Below are 15,890 nucleotides of genomic sequence, written 5' to 3'. Positions count from 1 at the left end.
ACCACCCTTGGAAGTGTCAAGGCTCAGCTGGCGGGGACCGTGGTGTACACCCAACCGAGGTCATCGCCCTCGAGAAGCGGACCCAGCGATTCCCACTCGCTCGTCCCGCCGCGCAGGACGACGGGGTATGCCGTGTTGTTCGGCTGATGGAACTCGCCTGCGCCGAAGATGTACGGCGCCTGAGCCATCGGCGACGGGATCTCCTCGGTCATGCCTTGCGCGGCGGCTGTGAAACTCTCGCGCGTCACGTCGCCATCGATCGACTCGAGGATGTCGATGAAGTATTCGGCAGCGAGGTAGCCACCCTGAGAGAACGAGGTCTTCGGCACTCCGTGGCCATCCATTGTGTCGGCCCATTCCTGAACACCTTCGATGCTCGTGTCACCGTATGGCGCCCATTCGGCCGGCAGGTAGATGTCACCGGAATATGCGGCCGACGCGGCGAATTGGTCCGAGTAGCACGACGTGAGTACGAGGAAGGGCAGCGAGATGCCCTGGTTGGACGCCTCACCGAGCAACGCGATGACCGCATCACCGACCTCGTTCATGTAGATCGCATCGCAGTCCTGACTCTTGAGATTGGAGACGTTGCCCGCGTAGCTTGCCTGACCACGGACGAGTGACGTGTCAAGGTACGCCAACTCCTTGCCGGTGGCATCACCCCATGCGGCGATCGCCTGCTCGTAGGCCGCCTTCGATGCCGCTTCATCGGGCACCATGACCGCGCAGATGTTGTCGAATCCGAGGGTTTCCGATCCGTAGTAGAGCGTTGCGAACGTGTCGAAGAACGGGCCCGTGTTCGTCGGTGCGATGTTCGGCGTCGCGAAGCAGTATGGGTCGACACCGGTGCCCTGAATGGAGACGATGCCGTTCTCCTCCCAGGTGGTGTGGTTGACCGCGCAGTCCAGAAGCGATGAGCCGCCGACGAGTGCGACCGCACCGGAGGACAGCGCGTCCTGCGCGGCGGTGGCGGATGCCGCGGGGTCGGTCTTGTCGTCGTAGACGGTGTATTCGATGGGCTGACCGTTCAGTCCGCCGGCCGCGTTGTAGTCATCGAAGACCGCTTGGACAGCCTGCGGCGCTTCCGGAAAGAAGGTCAGTCCGCTCAGGGCGCCGACGACGATCGGGTCGCCGGTAGCGGGCTCGCCGCTCCCTGAGGGAGCGGCTTCTCCGCCCGACGAACAGGCTGCGAGCGCGAGCGCGCTGATGGCGACGATGGCCGCGGCAGCGGCCAAGCTGTGTGACTTGTGCATTAGTTGGTGCCTCTCGATCTCAATGCTGGAGACACAGGCCCTTCGGGTCAGCCTCGTTGCATAATCCGGGTCGCGACTGCTCATTCGCGCACTGTGTCTCTGAGAGTAGGCATCGCGTAGTGGCCGCACTTGTCCTACCGTGAAGGGCAGTTGTCGTTGCGTGAACGCTCGGTCCACCGACATCACCGTCGGGCGAACTGACGACCTCGCAGTCGTGCTACTATCGCCCGAATCGTATACGATGCGTCTCACGATGGAGTGACCATGTCTGAACTCACCCTGCACGCAAGCTCCCCCCAGGTCGCCGATCTCGAAGACTTCGCGACCTATCGGACGACCGTGTCTCACGCCGTCGTCGCGCTCGACGTGCACGCCGACGATCCCGACCGCTTCCGCGGACGGCTGGATGCGGGGATCACCGGCGACATCCACTTATTCGATGTAGCGGCGGATGCGCATTCGGTGCACCGCACACCGGCCCTCATCGCCTGCGCGCCGCAGCGCTATTTCAAGTTTTCGCTCATCGAACGCGGTACGGGCATGATCGTCCAGAACGGACGAGAAACGGCGCTCGGCCCCGGCGACATGGCGCTCTACGACACCGACAAGCCCTACTCGCTCGTGTTCGACGGCGACATCCGGATGTCGATCGTCATGTTTCCGCGCGAGCTGCTCGATATCCCGTCGGAACTGCTCAGCCAGATCACGGCGATGCGCCTTGACGGAGGACGGGGAATCGGCGCCATGATCCGTCCCTACCTCTCGACACTGACCCATCAGATCGGCGAAATCGACGGTCGGATCGCCAGTCGGCTGTTTCGCACGGCGTTCGACATGGTCGGCACGCTTCTCGAGTCGGAACTGGGAGCGGCGACGACCGCCACGACGCACGACGGGCTGATGCGTCGAATCCTCGACTTCATCGATGAGCGCCTCTCTCAGCCTGATCTCAACCCGACCCAGATCGCCTCCGCGCACTTCATCTCGGTTCGCCACCTGCACGCATTGTTCAGCGATCAGGGAACGACCGTCTCCACGGTGATTCGTACCAGACGCCTGGACCGCTGCTACGACGACCTGATGAATCCCATTCTTGCTGCCCGCTCGGTCACCAGCATTGGGCTGGACAATGGATTCCTCGACGCGGCTCACTTCAGCCGGACCTTCCGACGTCACTTCGGCGTCCCGCCGTCGTCGATCCGTCAGCAGCACCGCGACTGACGACTTCGCACGTCATTCGAGGCCGAGATCCTCCAAGAGGAACTTCGCACCGAGCTCGCCGATCACAATGGCCGGCGCGTTCGTGTTCCCTGTCGTGATCGTCGGCATGATCGCGGCATCGATCACCCGCAGACCGTCGATCCCGCGAACGCGAAGTCGCGGATCGACGACTGCCGACTCATCCACACCCATCCGACATGTCCCCACCTGGTGGTGATAAGTCGCCACCGTCGAGCGCACGTAGTCTTCGAGGTCCGCATCGGTGGCATCCACCCCGGGGTAGACCTCGGTCGCACCCCACTCGTCCACGAGAGCGGGCTGACGTCCGATCGACCGGCACTGACGCACCGACGCGACCAGGGATCGCACGTCATCGGGATCGGCGAGGGCCTGCAGATCGATCTGCACGGGGTCATCGAGCCCCGGACCGGAAAGGGTGAGCTCGCCGCGGCTCTTCGGCGTGACGATGCCCGCCATCAGCGAGAACCCGTCGTCGACGATCGGTTCGAGGTTCTCACCGAACATCGGCACCGAGAAGAGGATCGGCTGCGTATCGGGCACCTCGAGATCAGGCAGGCTCTTCCAGAAGAGGTGACTCTGCGTGACGGATACCCCCGGTGTCGGCGGACCGACGGGCTTGGCAGTCGTGGTGAAGATCACCGGCGCGAGGAGGTGATCGTGCAGATTCTTGCCGACGCTCGGGGCATCTTTGACGACCTCGATGCCTAGCTCCTGCAATTCGTCCGCAGGACCGATGCCGGAGCGGAGCAGGATCGCCGGGGAGCCGATCGCTCCCGCAGCCAGGATCACCTCATCGGCTCGAAGTTCCTCATCGTGGCCGTCGACTCGATAGCGGATGCCGGTAGCGCGACCGCCTTCGGCAATCACCGAGTGCACCTCGGCTCCGACGACGATCGTCAGGTTGTCGGCATCCCGCACCGGCTTCAGATAGGCCATCCATGTGTTGACCCGTCGGCCGTCCCGCATGGTCACCTGCTGCTGGGACACACCGTCCAAGTGATCGCCGTTGTAGTCGGGGTTGCGCTCGAGCCCGTCCTGCACCGCGGCCTCGATGAGCGAATGCTGAATGGGCGAGAGCTCGTAGTCGTCGGTCACCGGCAGCATCCCTGCGTGAGCCGCACCCGCACCCGACCGATCTTCGATCGTCTCGTAGATCGGCCGAATGACCGACCATCCCCAGCCCTCGTTGCCGAGAGCCGCCCAGCCATCGAAGTCCTGCGGCGCGCAACGCACCCAGATCATGGCGTTCAGCGCATGCGACCCGCCCAGTACCTTGCCACGCGGCAAGTGCAATCGGCGACCGCCCGCTCCAGGCTGGGGAACGGTGTAGTGATCCCAGTCCTGCGGGCTGTGCCAGAGTTCTCCCATCCGCATCGGATCGTGGATAGCCTCGTTGGTGTCCTCGCCACCGGCTTCTACGAGTGTCACCTCGACCCCGGCGTCGACCAGTCTGCGGGCCACGACCGATCCGGCCGATCCCCCACCGACGACGATTGCAGTTCGCGTCATATCCGTATCTTCTCTCTCAGCCGTTGATGATCTGCGGCACGGCCACCGCTTTGAGACCTTCGACGCCGAACTCGAGACCGTAGCCCGAACTCTTCACGCCGCCGAAGGGAATCATCGGGTGCACGCCGCCGTGCGAGTTGATCCAGACCGTGCCGGACTGGATTCGCGACGCGATTCGTCGCGCCTCATCGCGGTCGCTCCCCCACACCGATGCGCCGAGACCTACGTCCAGTCCGTTCGCGCTGGCGATGGCGTCCTCGACATCGAAATACTTGATCACCGGAAGCGCTGGGCCGAATTGCTCTTCGTCCACGAGCGCGACGCCGTCAGTGACATCGGCGACGATCGTGATCGGGTAGAACAGCGGACCGAGATCGGTTGCCGGTGAACCGCCCGTGATGACACGACCACCGTGTGTCTTTGCGTCCTCGACGAGCCTGGAGACGATGTCGAACTGCTGCTTGTTCTGCAGCGGACCGAGCATGTTGTCTTCATCGAGCCCCGGACCCATCGGCATCTGGCCGGCAACCGCCGCCAAGGCCGCGATGACCTCTTCGTAGATCGAGTCGTGGACGTAGAGACGCTTGAGCGCGGCGCATGTCTGACCGGTGTTGATGAAGGCGCCCCAGAACAGGTCGCCCGCGATGGCCTCGGGGTCGGTTCCCGGAAGGACGATGCCGGCATCGTTTCCGCCGAGTTCCAACGTCAGGCGGGCGAGGTTGCCGGCCGAGTTCTCGATGATCCGACGCCCAGTGGCCGTCGAGCCGGTGAACATGATCTTGTCGATATCAGGGTGTGACGACAGGCGAGCACCGACCTCGCGGTCGCCCGAGATTCCGATGAGCACGTCGGCGGGTAGGACCTCGTTGAGGACTGCCAAGAGCGCAAGGACGCTCAGCGGGGTGTACTCGCTGGGCTTGACGACAACCGTGTTGCCCATCCGGAGTGCGGGGCCGATCTGCCAGATGGTGATCATCAAGGGCCAATTCCACGGCCCGATCGCGCCTACGACGCCGACCGGCTTATAGGTCAGGACCGCGTGCGCGTCGCCGTCGTCGATGATGACCTCGGCCTCGAGGATCGTCGTCGCGGACGTCTTTAGCCAGGCAGAGCACGCGCCTAACTCGAATCTCGCATTCGGACCGTTGAGCGGCTTGCCCTGCTCCCGCGACAGGAGGCGTGCCAGCGCCTCGGCATGCTCGTCGATCGCGTCGGCGGCCTTCAGCATGAGCGCCGAACGCTCGGCGTGCCCGAGTGCGTCCCACCCCGGCTGGGCGCGGCGGGCGCGCTCGATCGCATCGTCCAGGTCTCCAACGCTGTGCACAGGCGCGTGACCGACCAATGCACCGGTCGCAGGGTCGAGGATTTCGCGACCCGAGCCCGGCGCGGACTGCACTCGTTCGATGAGTGCAACCTCTGGCGCGGACGTGGACGTCGAGTCGGACATGGCTGTCTCCTTTTGAGTCGGAACTCACATTGTGTCCCGGCGCACTCTCGGCGACTTGTCTGGCAGTGCGGTGATGATGTCTGAGGGCGAACGACCCGGCACCCACTCGCTCATCTACAGCGCGCGTTGCGGGCTCGCCGGCGCACCCTCGTCACGAGGCAAGGACCGTGCTCTCAGAGTCAAGCTCGATCCGCCACCTCGGCCGAAACTTAGATGGTGACCACTCAGAGCCGTCAGGTCGTGTTCTCCGCGCCGAACGAGATCGCCATCGACTCCATCGCGGTTCCCGACCCCGGTCCCGACGACGTGATCGTCCGCGTGCGTCGGGTCGGCGTCTGCGCCACCGATCTGCACCTGCTCGCTGGGCATATCGGCGATACGTTTCCCCTCGTTCCGGGCCACGAGTTCGTCGGAGAGGTGGCCGCGATCGGCGCCGCCGCCGCAGAATCGCACGGGCTCGGCATCGGCGATCATGTCGCTGTGGAGATGCTCCTGCCCTGTCATCGCTGCCCGCGCTGTCTCGAGGGCACGTACAACCTGTGCGAGCGGGACGACATGGCCACGGGACTCTCCCGCGGTCGGCAGCTCGGTGTGAACATCCCGCGCACCGTCGCTCCCGGCCTGTGGGGAGGCTACTCCGAGTATCTTTACGTTCCCGCAGAGGCCATCGTGCACCGTTTGCCCGCCGATCTCCCGTGGGATGTCGCGGTACTGGTCGAGCCGTTCGCCGTCGCCTGCCGGGCCGTTCAGCGCGGCCGCGTCGGACCGGGCGACCGAGTCCTGGTCATCGGGCCTGGACCGATCGGCATCCTTCTGGCGGCTGCCGCTCGATCTGCCGGCGCGTCCGTAGTCGTCCTCGGCACTCGTGACAGCCGATTGCGCACCGCCCGTGCCTTCGGTGCGGATGCCACGATCAACATGCGCGAGCAGGATGCCGAAACGATGGTTCGCGCGCACGTCGGTGCTCTGGCCGACGTCGTGATCGAAGCGGCCGGATCCAGCGAAGCGCAGCAACTGGCCGCGCGGTTGGTTCGTCGCGGGGGCAGGGTCGTCCTGGCGGGCGCGTGCGGCGCCGGCTCGACCACGTCGTTCCGCTCGGACGAGGATCTGCTGACCCGCGAGATCGATGTGCTGCCGTCATTCCTATCCGCCGGCGGCTTCGGTTCCGCGATCGGGCTGTTGGAGCGCGGCGACTTTCCATACGCAGACCTGATCACGCATTCATTCCCGCTGGATGAGGTCGCCGCAGCGTTCGCCGTCATCGCCCATCGAGAGCAGGACGTGATGAAAGTCGTGCTGCTGCCGACCGGACCGTAACCGTCCATCTGAGAGGACCAACCGTGGAACCTACCGTCAGCAACACCGTCGACGCCGCCCCAGTGGAGGAGTGGCGCACCTACGACGAATTCGCCGCCGGCATCGACACCTACCGACTGCCCGATGCCGACCTGTCCGGTCAGAACTTTCTCATCCGCTTCGACGATGGACCCCAGGTGGAGCTCGCCTTCCTCGATTCGACCACCGTTCGCTGGTCCTCGACCGGCGTCTTCGAATCGACGGGATCCGAGGATCCGTACGAAGCGGTCACCGTCCGAGCAGACGTCCTGTTCGTCAACGTTCCCTTCGTCACCCGCGAGCGTGAGTCGCTGACGCTCGTTTTGTCGACGACGACGCATCGAGCACTCGGGGTGCTTTCGGCCATTCAGCCGGAAGCCGTAGAAGAGGTCCCGCAGGTTGCACAGCATTTCTGGACCGGAGTGGTCGATGGGGGCGCGGCACGAGGAGTCGTGCCGGGTCCGTCGCGCGACCTCGTTGGCCGCCGCAACCTGTACCGCTACAGCCCGGAGCACCTCTACGAGCACGTGTACCTGTCGTCGGAACGGTACGCGTGGCAGTGCATCCAGGGCGTGCAGCGCGGCCACGGCGACGTCGACATGTCGACCGTGTGGAAGTTCGACGACGGCCTGTACCTGTTCTGCTTCCGCGAGTTCAAGATCGCAGTGGCGAGCGTCTGGTTGCACGATCTGGGTTACCAGCTCAGAACCACGGGCAACTTCCTCGGCCTCAACGGCGAAGGTGACGCGGAGCACTCGCGTGCTGGCGGTCACATCTACCCGGTGGGCTCCGTGGTCTATCCCGATGTCCAGCCGGTCTGACGAGGAGACGAAGATGAGCAACGCTGAGATCGTTCAAGGACACTATTCGGCCTCTGACGCAGGAAACCTGGATGGGATGCTCGCCCCGTTCGCGGCAGACATCGAATGGACCGAAGCCGCGGGATTTCCCCTGGCCGGTACATACGTCGGACCGCAGGCGATCGCCGAGGGCGTCTTCATCAGGCTGCAGCAGGATTGGGCGGATTTCACCGTCGAGGTGGACGAGGTGTTGGATGCTGGGGACACCGTGGTCGGCATCGGCACGTATTCCGGCACGAATCGGGTGACCGGCAAGCCCTTCGCGGCACGGTTCACCCACATCTGGCGACTCGAGGGCGGACAGGTCGTTCGGTTCGAGCAGGTCGTGGACAGTTCGCTCGTCGTGGCGGCGATGGAATGACCGACCCGTCAACGGCGACGTTCGCGCCCGACCTCATGGCGGGCAAGGTAGTGCTGGTCACCGGCGGCACATCGGGCCTCGGCGCGGCGACGGTCGAATACCTGGCAAGGCTGGGCGCCGAGGTTCACGCCGTCGGTCTGGGAGCTGACCGCGCGAGTTTCCCCGACGGCCTACGCGTGCACCTGCACGAGCTCGACGTCACCGATGACGACGGTCTTCAGCACCTGTTCTCGCAGCTGGATCGGCTGGACGTATTGGTTCCCGCCGCAGGCATCAGTCTCGGTGAACGGGAACAGGAGTGGGCTGCGTTCACCCGGGTCGTCGAAGTGCAGCTGCTCGCCGCTTATCGGACCATCCAACTCGCCAAACCGCTGCTGACGGCCAGCGCACACGCATCGATCATCACCATCGGATCGATGTACGCCTACTTCGGTGGTGGCGAGATCGCCGCGTACTCGGCATCCAAGGGCGGAATCGTCCAACTCACCAAGTCACTGGCCCAGGTGTACGCACCTGACGGCATCCGCGTGAATTGCGTGGCGCCCGGCTGGATCGACACGCCTCTCCTCGCGCATCTGAAGGCGGACGACGCGATCCGGGAGCGGTTACTCTCACGCACTCCGCTCGCGCGATTCGGAGATCCTGAGGAGATCGCCAAGGTCGTCGCCTTCCTCGCCTCGGACGCAGCGTCATTCGTCACCGGCGCCGTACTGCCGGTGGACGGCGGCTACCTTGTCACGGGAATCTGACCTCAAATCAGCGCGTGACCTCGCGGAGTACGCCCACAGCCCCGACGGCGACCGGCCACCCCGCGTAGAAGGCCAGATGTGTGATCACTTCGACCAGCTCGTCCTCGGTGAGCCCATTTTGGATGCCGACCCCCAGATGTGAGCGGAGCTGGTCGGTGCGGTTCAACGCGATCAGTGCGGCGACGGTGATGAGGCTGCGGTCCCGGGGCGAGAGTCCCGGCCGAGCCCACACGTCGCCGAACAAGACATCGTCGGTCAATTCGGCAAGTTTCGGGGCGATGTCGCCCATCAGCTGCTGGGCTCTGCTCATCTCCTCGGCCACTGTCAGGCCTGTCCGGCCGGGCGCAGGAGGATTTCGTTGATCGCCAGGTGCCGCGGCCGCGTGATGACGAAAGCGATGACTTCGGCAATATCGCCCGCAGAGACCTGAGCGTGGCTGTACAGCTCGTTCACGGCAGTGTTCGTGTCCGCATGAGTGATATGCGTCGGGAGCTCGGTGGCAACGACGCCCGGTTCAATGAGGGTGACCCGCACGCTGGGCAGCAGTTCCTGACGCAGCGCCTCGGACCATCCGTTGATCCCCCATTTGGTCGCGGCATAGACACCGTTCCCAGATCTGGCGGTGCGGCCGGCGACGGACGAGATGTTGACGATGTCTGCGTTCCCGCTCGATTTCAGCTGATCGAGGAACACCTCAGCGGCGGTGATCGCGCCGAGCAGGTTGACCTCGATCATTTGGCGATAGTCATCGCGTTGTTCTGACGAGAACGGCCCGAGCAGCATGACGCCGGCATTGTTGACCAGCACGTCCGCGCCGCCGAGTTCGCTGTTCACGCGTTCCGCAGCGCTGACGAGTGAGGTTCGATCAGTGACGTCGGCCGAGATCGCCGTAGCGCGGTCGCCGAGTTCTGCGGCGAGCGCGTCGATGCGGCCGGTTCGACGCGCCAGAAGCACGACGTGGTAGCCGCGCTCGTGCAGGGCGCGACTTGTCGCAGCGCCGATTCCCGATGAGGCGCCGGTGATGACAGCGACCGGAGTCTTGGTGGTGGTCATGTCGTGACTTCTTTCCTTGTGCTTTCGATGGCCGGTCAGTTGTCGAGTCGACGGGCGCTTAGCCAGCGGACCATCTCGGGGTCGCGGTGGTCGAAGAACTGCGAGTCTCCGACATCCAGCGTCGCGATTCTGGCCATGTCTTCGTCTGTGAGCGTGAAGTCGAACACGGCGAGGTTCTGCGCCATGCGCTCGGGGCTCACCGTCTTGGGGATGACGACCACCTCACGCTGGATCAACCAGCGAAGAACGACCTGTGCGACCGACTTGCCGTACGCCGCGCCGATGGTCGTGAGCAGTTCATTCGAGAACAAACCGTTCTTGCCCTCGGCGAACGGGCCCCACGACTCGATCTGCACGCCTTCGGCCTTCAGGGTCTCCTGGTCGGTCGCCCGCTGGTGGAACGGGTTTGTCTCGATCTGGTTCACCGCAGGCGCGACCTCGCTGTTGAGCTTCAGATCGATGACCCGGTCGGACGGGAAGTTGGATACGCCGATGGCGCGCGCCCGGCCCTCCTGGTTGATCTTCTCCATCGCGCGCCACTGACCGTAGTAGTCGCCGAACGGCTGGTGGATCAGATAGAGATCGACATAATCCAGGCCGAGTTTTCGCAGCGAGTCATCGAACGCGCGAGTCGTATTGTGCTCCGCTGGTGAGTCCTGAATCCAGAGTTTGGTCGTGATGAAGAGCTCTTCGCGATCGACACCCGATGCGGCGATCGCTGATCCGACTGCTTCTTCGTTGCCGTACGCAGCGGCAGTGTCGAGCAGCCTGTAGCCAGCGGACAGTGCGGCGGACACGGCAGCTTCTGTTTCGTCGGGGCCGACCTGGAAGACGCCGAAGCCGAGAATGGGCATTTCGACGCCGTTGTTGAGAGTCACTGTGGTCATGACTTGTTCCTTTCGTAGGGTGATGGAGATGAGGGCCTGGTGAAGAATCGACGCCAAGGGGTGATCAGGGTGAGAGCGGCGATCAGCGCGAGGCAGAGCAGCAGCGCTCCGGTGGTGATGCCTGCTGACGTTTCCGCGGCGATACCCGCTGCGGTAGCGGGAACCCGAGTGTCCGCGGCGGCGACAGCGACCATGACGCTGACGCCCAGTGCACCGCCGAGCTGGTGTGCGACGTTGACGACGCCCGACGCCGCACCCGCGTCGCGGGACTCGATCGCGGTGATCCCGGCGGCGGTGAGCGGCGCGAAGCCGATGCCCTGGCCGAGACCCAGCAGGATCATGGGTGGACCGACGGCTGCCCAGTAGGTGCTGTCGATGTCGAGCAGGCTGAGCCACAACATCCCGCTGGCCGTAATCGTCAAGCCGACCACGACGAGCGCTGGGTTGCCGAAGCGCCGGGTTAGTCGCGAGACGAATGTCGATGCCGCGAATTGCACGATCGTCATCGGGAGGAAGGCGAGCCCCGCTTGAACGGGGGTGAACCCGAGCACGGATTGCATGTACTGGCTGATGAAGAAGAAGTAGCCGAAGATCGCACCCGCGAACAGCATGCGCGCGATGAAGGCTCCGGCCCGCGTGCGGTCAGCGAGCACCCGCAACGGAAGGATCGGCTGGCGTGCACGTGTCTCGATCGCCACGAACGCCCCCAGCATCAACGCAGCGAGTCCGATGAGGGACAGCGTGATCGGGTCGGACCATCCAGATTCGGCGGTCCGGGTGATCGCGTACACAAGCAGGCCGATTCCGAGTGTCGAAGTGAGCGCGCCGGCCAGATCGAACCGACCGCGCGCCGTGTCGGACTTCACGATGACGCGCATGGCCGCGGCGATCAGCACGGCGCCGATTGGAACGTTCAGCAGGAAGCCGACCCGCCACGACGTGAAATCGGCGAGGATTCCGCCCAGCACCAGACCGAAGCTGGCGCCCAACCCGGCGACCGACCCGTAGGCGGCGACTGCGCGTGTGCGCTCCGGCCCCTCCGCAAACCCTGCGGTGAGAAGTGCCAGAGCTGTGGGTGCGAGGATCGCCGAGCCGAGGCCCTGCACCGCTCGTGCGGCGATCAAGAATTCTGCGGTCGGGGCGAGCCCGATCGCCAGGGACGCAGCGGAGAACACGACGAGGCCGACGACGAACATGCGACGGCGGCCGAGGAGGTCTCCTGCCCGGGCACCGAGAAGCAGAAACCCTCCGAAGACGAGCGCGTAGGCGGTCTGCACCCACGACAGCCCCGCCGTGCTGAAATCCAGTTCGTCGCGCACCCGAGCAAGGCCTGTGAACACGATGGAGTTGTCCAGCACGATCATGAAGTAGCTGACGAGGATGATCGCCAGAAGCGCGCCGGCGCGGCGCGGGCGGATGCCGAGGTTTGCCCGAACGGGAGTGATCGACGCCGTCACGACTGATCGTCGAATCCGGTGTTTTCGCTGACTTCGCGCCACTGCTCGAGGGACTCGAGTTGCGCCGTCAGCACAGCGCGGTAGTTCGACACGGCATCGCGGCCGATCACCAGCAGTTCGGGTGTGTCCGTCGCCTCGAGTGCCGTGATGATCGCCTCGGCACCCTTCGCCGGGTCACCCGGCTGAGTGCCGTGCACCGTGTCCACTTCCTTGCGACGCTTCCCGGCGGTCTCGACGTAATCTTCGATGACGGTGGAGGATTGGGTAAGGGAACGACCGGCGAAGTCGGTGCGGAATCCCCCTGGTTCGACGACCATGACGGTGATTCCGAGTGACTCAACCTCGCGCCGCAACGCACCGGTGAGTCCTTCGACCGCTGCCTTGACAGCCGAGTAGTAGCCCGAACCTGCCGGTGTGATGCGAGCGCCGATCGACGAGAGGTTCACGATTCCGCCTGACCGGCGGGCGCGCATCTGCGGGAGCACGGCTTTGATCGTCGCGACAGTGCCAAAGACGTGCGTGGCGAACAGCCTCTGAACGTCTTGGTCGTCGCCTTCTTCGACGGCGGCGCGGTACCCGTATCCCGCGTTGTTCACCAGCACGTCGATCGCACCGAAGCGATCGGTGCCGGCTCGGACGGCCGCGGCGATTTGCCCGTCATCAGTGACGTCGAGTCGCGTGAGCAAAACCCGATCGGGGACCGCCGAGCCGATGCCCTCGAGCGCGGACACGTCACGCGCAGTGGCGACCACGTTGTGGCCTCGAGCGAGAACCGCCTCGGCGAGTGCACGGCCGAGACCGGTCGAGCAGCCGGTGATGAGCCATGTGGACACGGTGACCTTCCCGTCCCGCGGAACCTCCGTAGGACATGTCGTCCAGTCAACGCTGAGATTTCGCGGGCATACAGGCTCTCCCAGAGCCACCCTCAATCGACACCGCAGTCGTAGCCTCGAACCATGGACTCCCGAACCGAGCTACGCGACTTCCTCACTTCGCGCCGCGCGAAGATCACGCCGGAACAGGCGAAGCTGCCCGCATACGGCGGAAATCGGCGCGTGCAGGGCCTCCGACGTGAGGAGGTAGCCATGCTGGCCGGAGTCAGCGTCGACTACTACACAAAGCTCGAGCGCGGCGCCGTCGGCGTCGTCTCCGAGAGCGTGTTGGACGCCGTCGCCCGCGCGTTGCAGCTCACCCCCACCGAGCGCAACCATCTCTTCCACCTCACCGGCACATCCACGACGATCCGCACGGTGTCGCGGCCCGTTCGAACACTCGTCAGGCCATCCGTTCAGCGCATTCTCGACGGACTCGCCGATGCCCCGGCATTCGTCGGGACCAAAGGACGTGACCTCATCGCGGCGAACGAGCTCGGTCGAGCCGTGTACTCGCCGCTCTACGATGACGACCCGACCGGCACACCCAATACAGCTCGGTTCATCTTCCTCGATGCTCGCGCGAGAGACTTCTTCGTGGATTGGCGAGACAACTGCGCAAATCTCGCCGCGAACCTGCGTCGGGAGATCGGCTCAGATCCTCTCAACCGCGAACTGCAGACGCTCATCGATGATCTGAACCGCGAGAGTCCAGAGTTCCGCGGCTTCTGGACGTCGCACGACGTGCGTTCGCACGACACGGGGTTCAAAGCGCTCCACCATCCGATCGTCGGAGATCTGCGACTGACGTTCGAAGCGATGGAACTGCCGACCGACCCCGGCCAGACCCTCATCGTCTACGGAGCGGAGCCAGGGTCCGAGACGGCGGACAGGCTACGACTGCTCGCCAGCTGGACTGCTACCTCCTCGACGGCAGATGATGCGCGCTGAAAGGCGCATGCGAGTCGCCGGTGCGGGCGCGATCGCGACTGCGGTCGCGCTCTCCGGCTGCGCCGGGACACAGCCGGTTGCCGAGGCAGGCGCGACGGTCAGTTACGTGGATGGAATCTACGAAGCCCGCGGATGGTACGGAGGTCTTCCGTCGCACCAGGACGTGACACTGAGAATCGAAGGCGATGTCGTGAAGGATGTCGAAATCACCACGCCAGCCGAGGACGAGACGTCATTGGGTCATCAACAGAGATTTGCGGAAGCGCTACCCGCGGCTATCGTCGGCCTGCCGCTCGACGAGGTGAACATCGACCGGCTCGCAGGCGCGAGTGGTTGCTCTGAAGGATTCATGAACGCGCTGCAAGAGATTCGTACTCGGGCTGCTGCTTAGGCCCAGGCCACATCGACGAATCGGGAAGCCACTCACTCTCGGGAGAACGCCGACGCTCTGGAGATCTGCTCAGCCGTCGGAGTCACTCCGGTGTACCGGACGAATTGCGCAGCCGCTTGCAGCGCAATAACATCACCGCCGGTGATCACGGGTTTGCCGACCGCGCGAGCGGTGCGAATCAGTGGTGTCTCGCTGGGGAGGGCGACCACGTCGAACACTGTGTGCGCTGCGCGGATGTGGTCCTCGGTGAAGGCAAGGTCGTGCGCGTGATCGCCCCGCATGCCGAGCGGCGTGACGTTCACGATGATGGCGTGTCCGGGAGCCGGGTCATCGCCGACCGATCTGTATCCGTACTTCTCAGCAATCACCCTTGCCGCGGCAGCATTACGGCCCACGATCGTCAAATCGTCGAAGCCAGCACCGCGAAACGCGGCGACCACCGCCTTCGCCATGCCACCGGAGCCCCGCACCAACACCGACTGATCCTTATCGAGGCCGTTTCGGTCGATGAGGTCTGCCGTGGCCTCGTAGTCGGTGTTCGATGCCGTGAGGATGCCGTCATCGTTCACGATCGTATTGACTGACTCGATCGCCGCCGCTGACGGCTCGACCGCGTCGACCAGCGACAGCACCGCTTCTTTGAAGGGCATGGACACCGAGCAGCCGCGGATACCTAGTGCTCGCGCGCCTGCGATGTCGTTCGTCGTGAATGCCTTGTAGACGAAGTTGAGGCCCAGTTCATCGTACAGATAGTTGTGGAATCGCGTGCCGATGTTTGACGGACGGCTCGCCAACGAGATGCACAGCGTCATGTCTTTGTTAAGAATGGGCATGCGGCCATTCTGTCGCCGAACGCCGCGGACCTTCGAATGTGGCGGTGATAAGTCGTTCTAGGGTGCCGGCGCGAGTTTCTGCAGCACGGTCGCTGACACGGGACTCGCGGAGCGGTCAGGCTCCGCGTAGTGCTCTTTCGTTGTCGCCGTCGTCGAGTGACCAAGCACCTCGGCCGCGGCCTCGATGTTGACTTCGCGGGCGATCAAGGTCGCGCCTGTGCGGCGGAACGCGTGCGGTGTGATCTCTGCTCCATCCAACCCCACGGACTTCAGCATCGCCCGGAACGTGCGCCGGGCATTGTGCGGAGCCAACGGCGTGCCATTCCGCGTATGGAAGAGGAGGTGGTCCTCGTCGGCGTGTGCGAGAGCTGCCAGTCGACGCTCGATGATTCCTGCAGCAAACGGCGGCACAGACACCACGCGGTTGGAATCGTCCGTCTTCGGCTTTGGCTGCCGAATCAGACCGACGCCTTTCCGGACCACGATCGTGCCGTTCACGGAAACGACTGGCGGATCGACAGTCATATCTACGTCGCACTTTCGAAGCGCCAGTGCTTCACCGATTCGAGTGGCTGAGCCCAACATGACCTCGATGAGATCCCGGACCTGGCCATCCGGCCGCGGTCCGAGATAGCCCTCGCCCTTCCTCCAGTCGCGAGCTGCCCCTCGAATCAACACGATCTGCTCTTC

At 64.5% G+C, this 15,890-nt stretch carries 17 protein-coding genes; 7 read left to right on the top strand and 10 right to left on the bottom strand.

The window, feature by feature from the left end:
* Positions 1-23: 23 nt before the first annotated feature.
* Entirely contained in the window at positions 24-1,337 is a 1,314-nt protein-coding gene (locus BLT19_RS06625) for an ABC transporter substrate-binding protein (protein WP_157681781.1), read from the bottom strand.
* A gap of 180 nt (positions 1,338-1,517) precedes the next feature.
* Between BLT19_RS06625 and BLT19_RS06620 the strand changes: the two genes are divergently transcribed.
* Positions 1,518-2,474, top strand: coding sequence for an AraC-like ligand-binding domain-containing protein (locus tag BLT19_RS06620; RefSeq protein WP_091487937.1), 957 nt, complete (start codon positions 1,518-1,520; stop codon positions 2,472-2,474).
* A gap of 12 nt (positions 2,475-2,486) precedes the next feature.
* On the opposite strand, the gene BLT19_RS06615 is transcribed toward BLT19_RS06620, so the two are convergent.
* Entirely contained in the window at positions 2,487-4,004 is a 1,518-nt protein-coding gene (locus tag BLT19_RS06615) for a GMC family oxidoreductase (protein WP_091487935.1), read from the bottom strand.
* Between the two features lie 16 nt (positions 4,005-4,020).
* On the bottom strand, positions 4,021-5,451 hold the full coding sequence (locus BLT19_RS06610) for an aldehyde dehydrogenase family protein (RefSeq protein WP_091487933.1): 1,431 nt from the start codon (positions 5,449-5,451) through the stop codon (positions 4,021-4,023).
* 216 nt (positions 5,452-5,667) lie between these two features.
* Here BLT19_RS06610 and BLT19_RS06605 point away from each other — a divergent pair, with 216 nt between their 5' ends.
* Genes BLT19_RS06605 through BLT19_RS06590 form a run of 4 tightly spaced genes read left to right on the top strand, consistent with a single transcriptional unit; the run spans position 5,668 to position 8,756 of the window.
* Entirely contained in the window at positions 5,668-6,768 is a 1,101-nt protein-coding gene (locus BLT19_RS06605) for a zinc-dependent alcohol dehydrogenase (RefSeq protein WP_172825597.1), read from the top strand.
* 23 nt (positions 6,769-6,791) lie between these two features.
* Entirely contained in the window at positions 6,792-7,607 is an 816-nt protein-coding gene (locus BLT19_RS06600) for a MoaF C-terminal domain-containing protein (protein ID WP_091487930.1), read from the top strand.
* Positions 7,608-7,620: 13 nt separating this feature from the next.
* The gene (locus BLT19_RS06595; RefSeq protein WP_091487928.1) at positions 7,621-8,007 is read left to right on the top strand and encodes a nuclear transport factor 2 family protein; all 387 of its coding nucleotides are present in this window, start codon (positions 7,621-7,623) and stop codon (positions 8,005-8,007) included.
* On the top strand, positions 8,004-8,756 hold the full coding sequence (locus BLT19_RS06590; protein WP_091487927.1) for an SDR family NAD(P)-dependent oxidoreductase: 753 nt from the start codon (positions 8,004-8,006) through the stop codon (positions 8,754-8,756). The genes BLT19_RS06595 and BLT19_RS06590 overlap by 4 nt, the downstream gene beginning before the upstream one ends.
* Before the next feature lie 7 nt (positions 8,757-8,763).
* Here BLT19_RS06590 and BLT19_RS06585 read toward each other — a convergent pair whose 3' ends face one another.
* The 5 genes from BLT19_RS06585 to BLT19_RS06565 are packed head-to-tail and all read right to left on the bottom strand — an operon-like array spanning position 8,764 to position 13,076.
* On the bottom strand, positions 8,764-9,066 hold the full coding sequence (locus BLT19_RS06585) for a carboxymuconolactone decarboxylase family protein (protein WP_091493451.1): 303 nt from the start codon (positions 9,064-9,066) through the stop codon (positions 8,764-8,766).
* Between the two features lie 14 nt (positions 9,067-9,080).
* Complete coding sequence (locus BLT19_RS06580; protein ID WP_091487925.1) at positions 9,081-9,809, bottom strand: SDR family oxidoreductase; 729 nt, start codon at positions 9,807-9,809, stop codon at positions 9,081-9,083.
* 35 nt (positions 9,810-9,844) lie between these two features.
* On the bottom strand, positions 9,845-10,753 hold the full coding sequence (locus BLT19_RS06575; RefSeq protein ID WP_331710706.1) for an aldo/keto reductase: 909 nt from the start codon (positions 10,751-10,753) through the stop codon (positions 9,845-9,847).
* The gene (locus BLT19_RS06570; protein WP_231917827.1) at positions 10,693-12,153 is read right to left on the bottom strand and encodes an MFS transporter; all 1,461 of its coding nucleotides are present in this window, start codon (positions 12,151-12,153) and stop codon (positions 10,693-10,695) included. Before BLT19_RS06570 ends, BLT19_RS06575 begins: the two co-directional genes overlap by 61 nt.
* Positions 12,150-13,076 carry an oxidoreductase gene (locus BLT19_RS06565; RefSeq protein ID WP_331710705.1) on the bottom strand — a complete coding sequence of 309 codons (927 nt, stop codon included), beginning with the start codon at positions 13,074-13,076 and terminating at the stop codon, positions 12,150-12,152. Before BLT19_RS06565 ends, BLT19_RS06570 begins: the two co-directional genes overlap by 4 nt.
* Positions 13,077-13,109: 33 nt before the next feature.
* Here BLT19_RS06565 and BLT19_RS06560 point away from each other — a divergent pair, with 33 nt between their 5' ends.
* Complete coding sequence (locus BLT19_RS06560) at positions 13,110-13,976, top strand: helix-turn-helix transcriptional regulator (RefSeq protein ID WP_091487920.1); 867 nt, start codon at positions 13,110-13,112, stop codon at positions 13,974-13,976.
* Positions 13,977-13,983: 7 nt separating this feature from the next.
* A complete protein-coding gene (locus tag BLT19_RS06555) occupies positions 13,984-14,367 on the top strand; it encodes a hypothetical protein (protein WP_091487918.1) in 384 nt (127 codons plus the stop codon).
* A gap of 32 nt (positions 14,368-14,399) precedes the next feature.
* On the opposite strand, the gene BLT19_RS06550 is transcribed toward BLT19_RS06555, so the two are convergent.
* Positions 14,400-15,200 (bottom strand): shikimate 5-dehydrogenase, encoded by an 801-nt coding sequence (locus BLT19_RS06550; RefSeq protein WP_091487916.1) that lies wholly within the window; start codon positions 15,198-15,200, stop codon positions 14,400-14,402.
* A 57-nt stretch (positions 15,201-15,257) separates the two neighbouring features.
* A complete protein-coding gene (locus BLT19_RS06545; RefSeq protein ID WP_157681780.1) occupies positions 15,258-15,878 on the bottom strand; it encodes a tyrosine-type recombinase/integrase in 621 nt (206 codons plus the stop codon).
* Positions 15,879-15,890: the final 12 nt, after the last annotated feature.

This window comes from Microbacterium pygmaeum (genome assembly GCF_900100885.1).
Taxonomy (GTDB): domain Bacteria; phylum Actinomycetota; class Actinomycetes; order Actinomycetales; family Microbacteriaceae; genus Microbacterium; species Microbacterium pygmaeum.
Note: the sequence above shows the minus strand (reverse complement) of the source record. Positions and strands in the feature narration are given on the sequence as shown.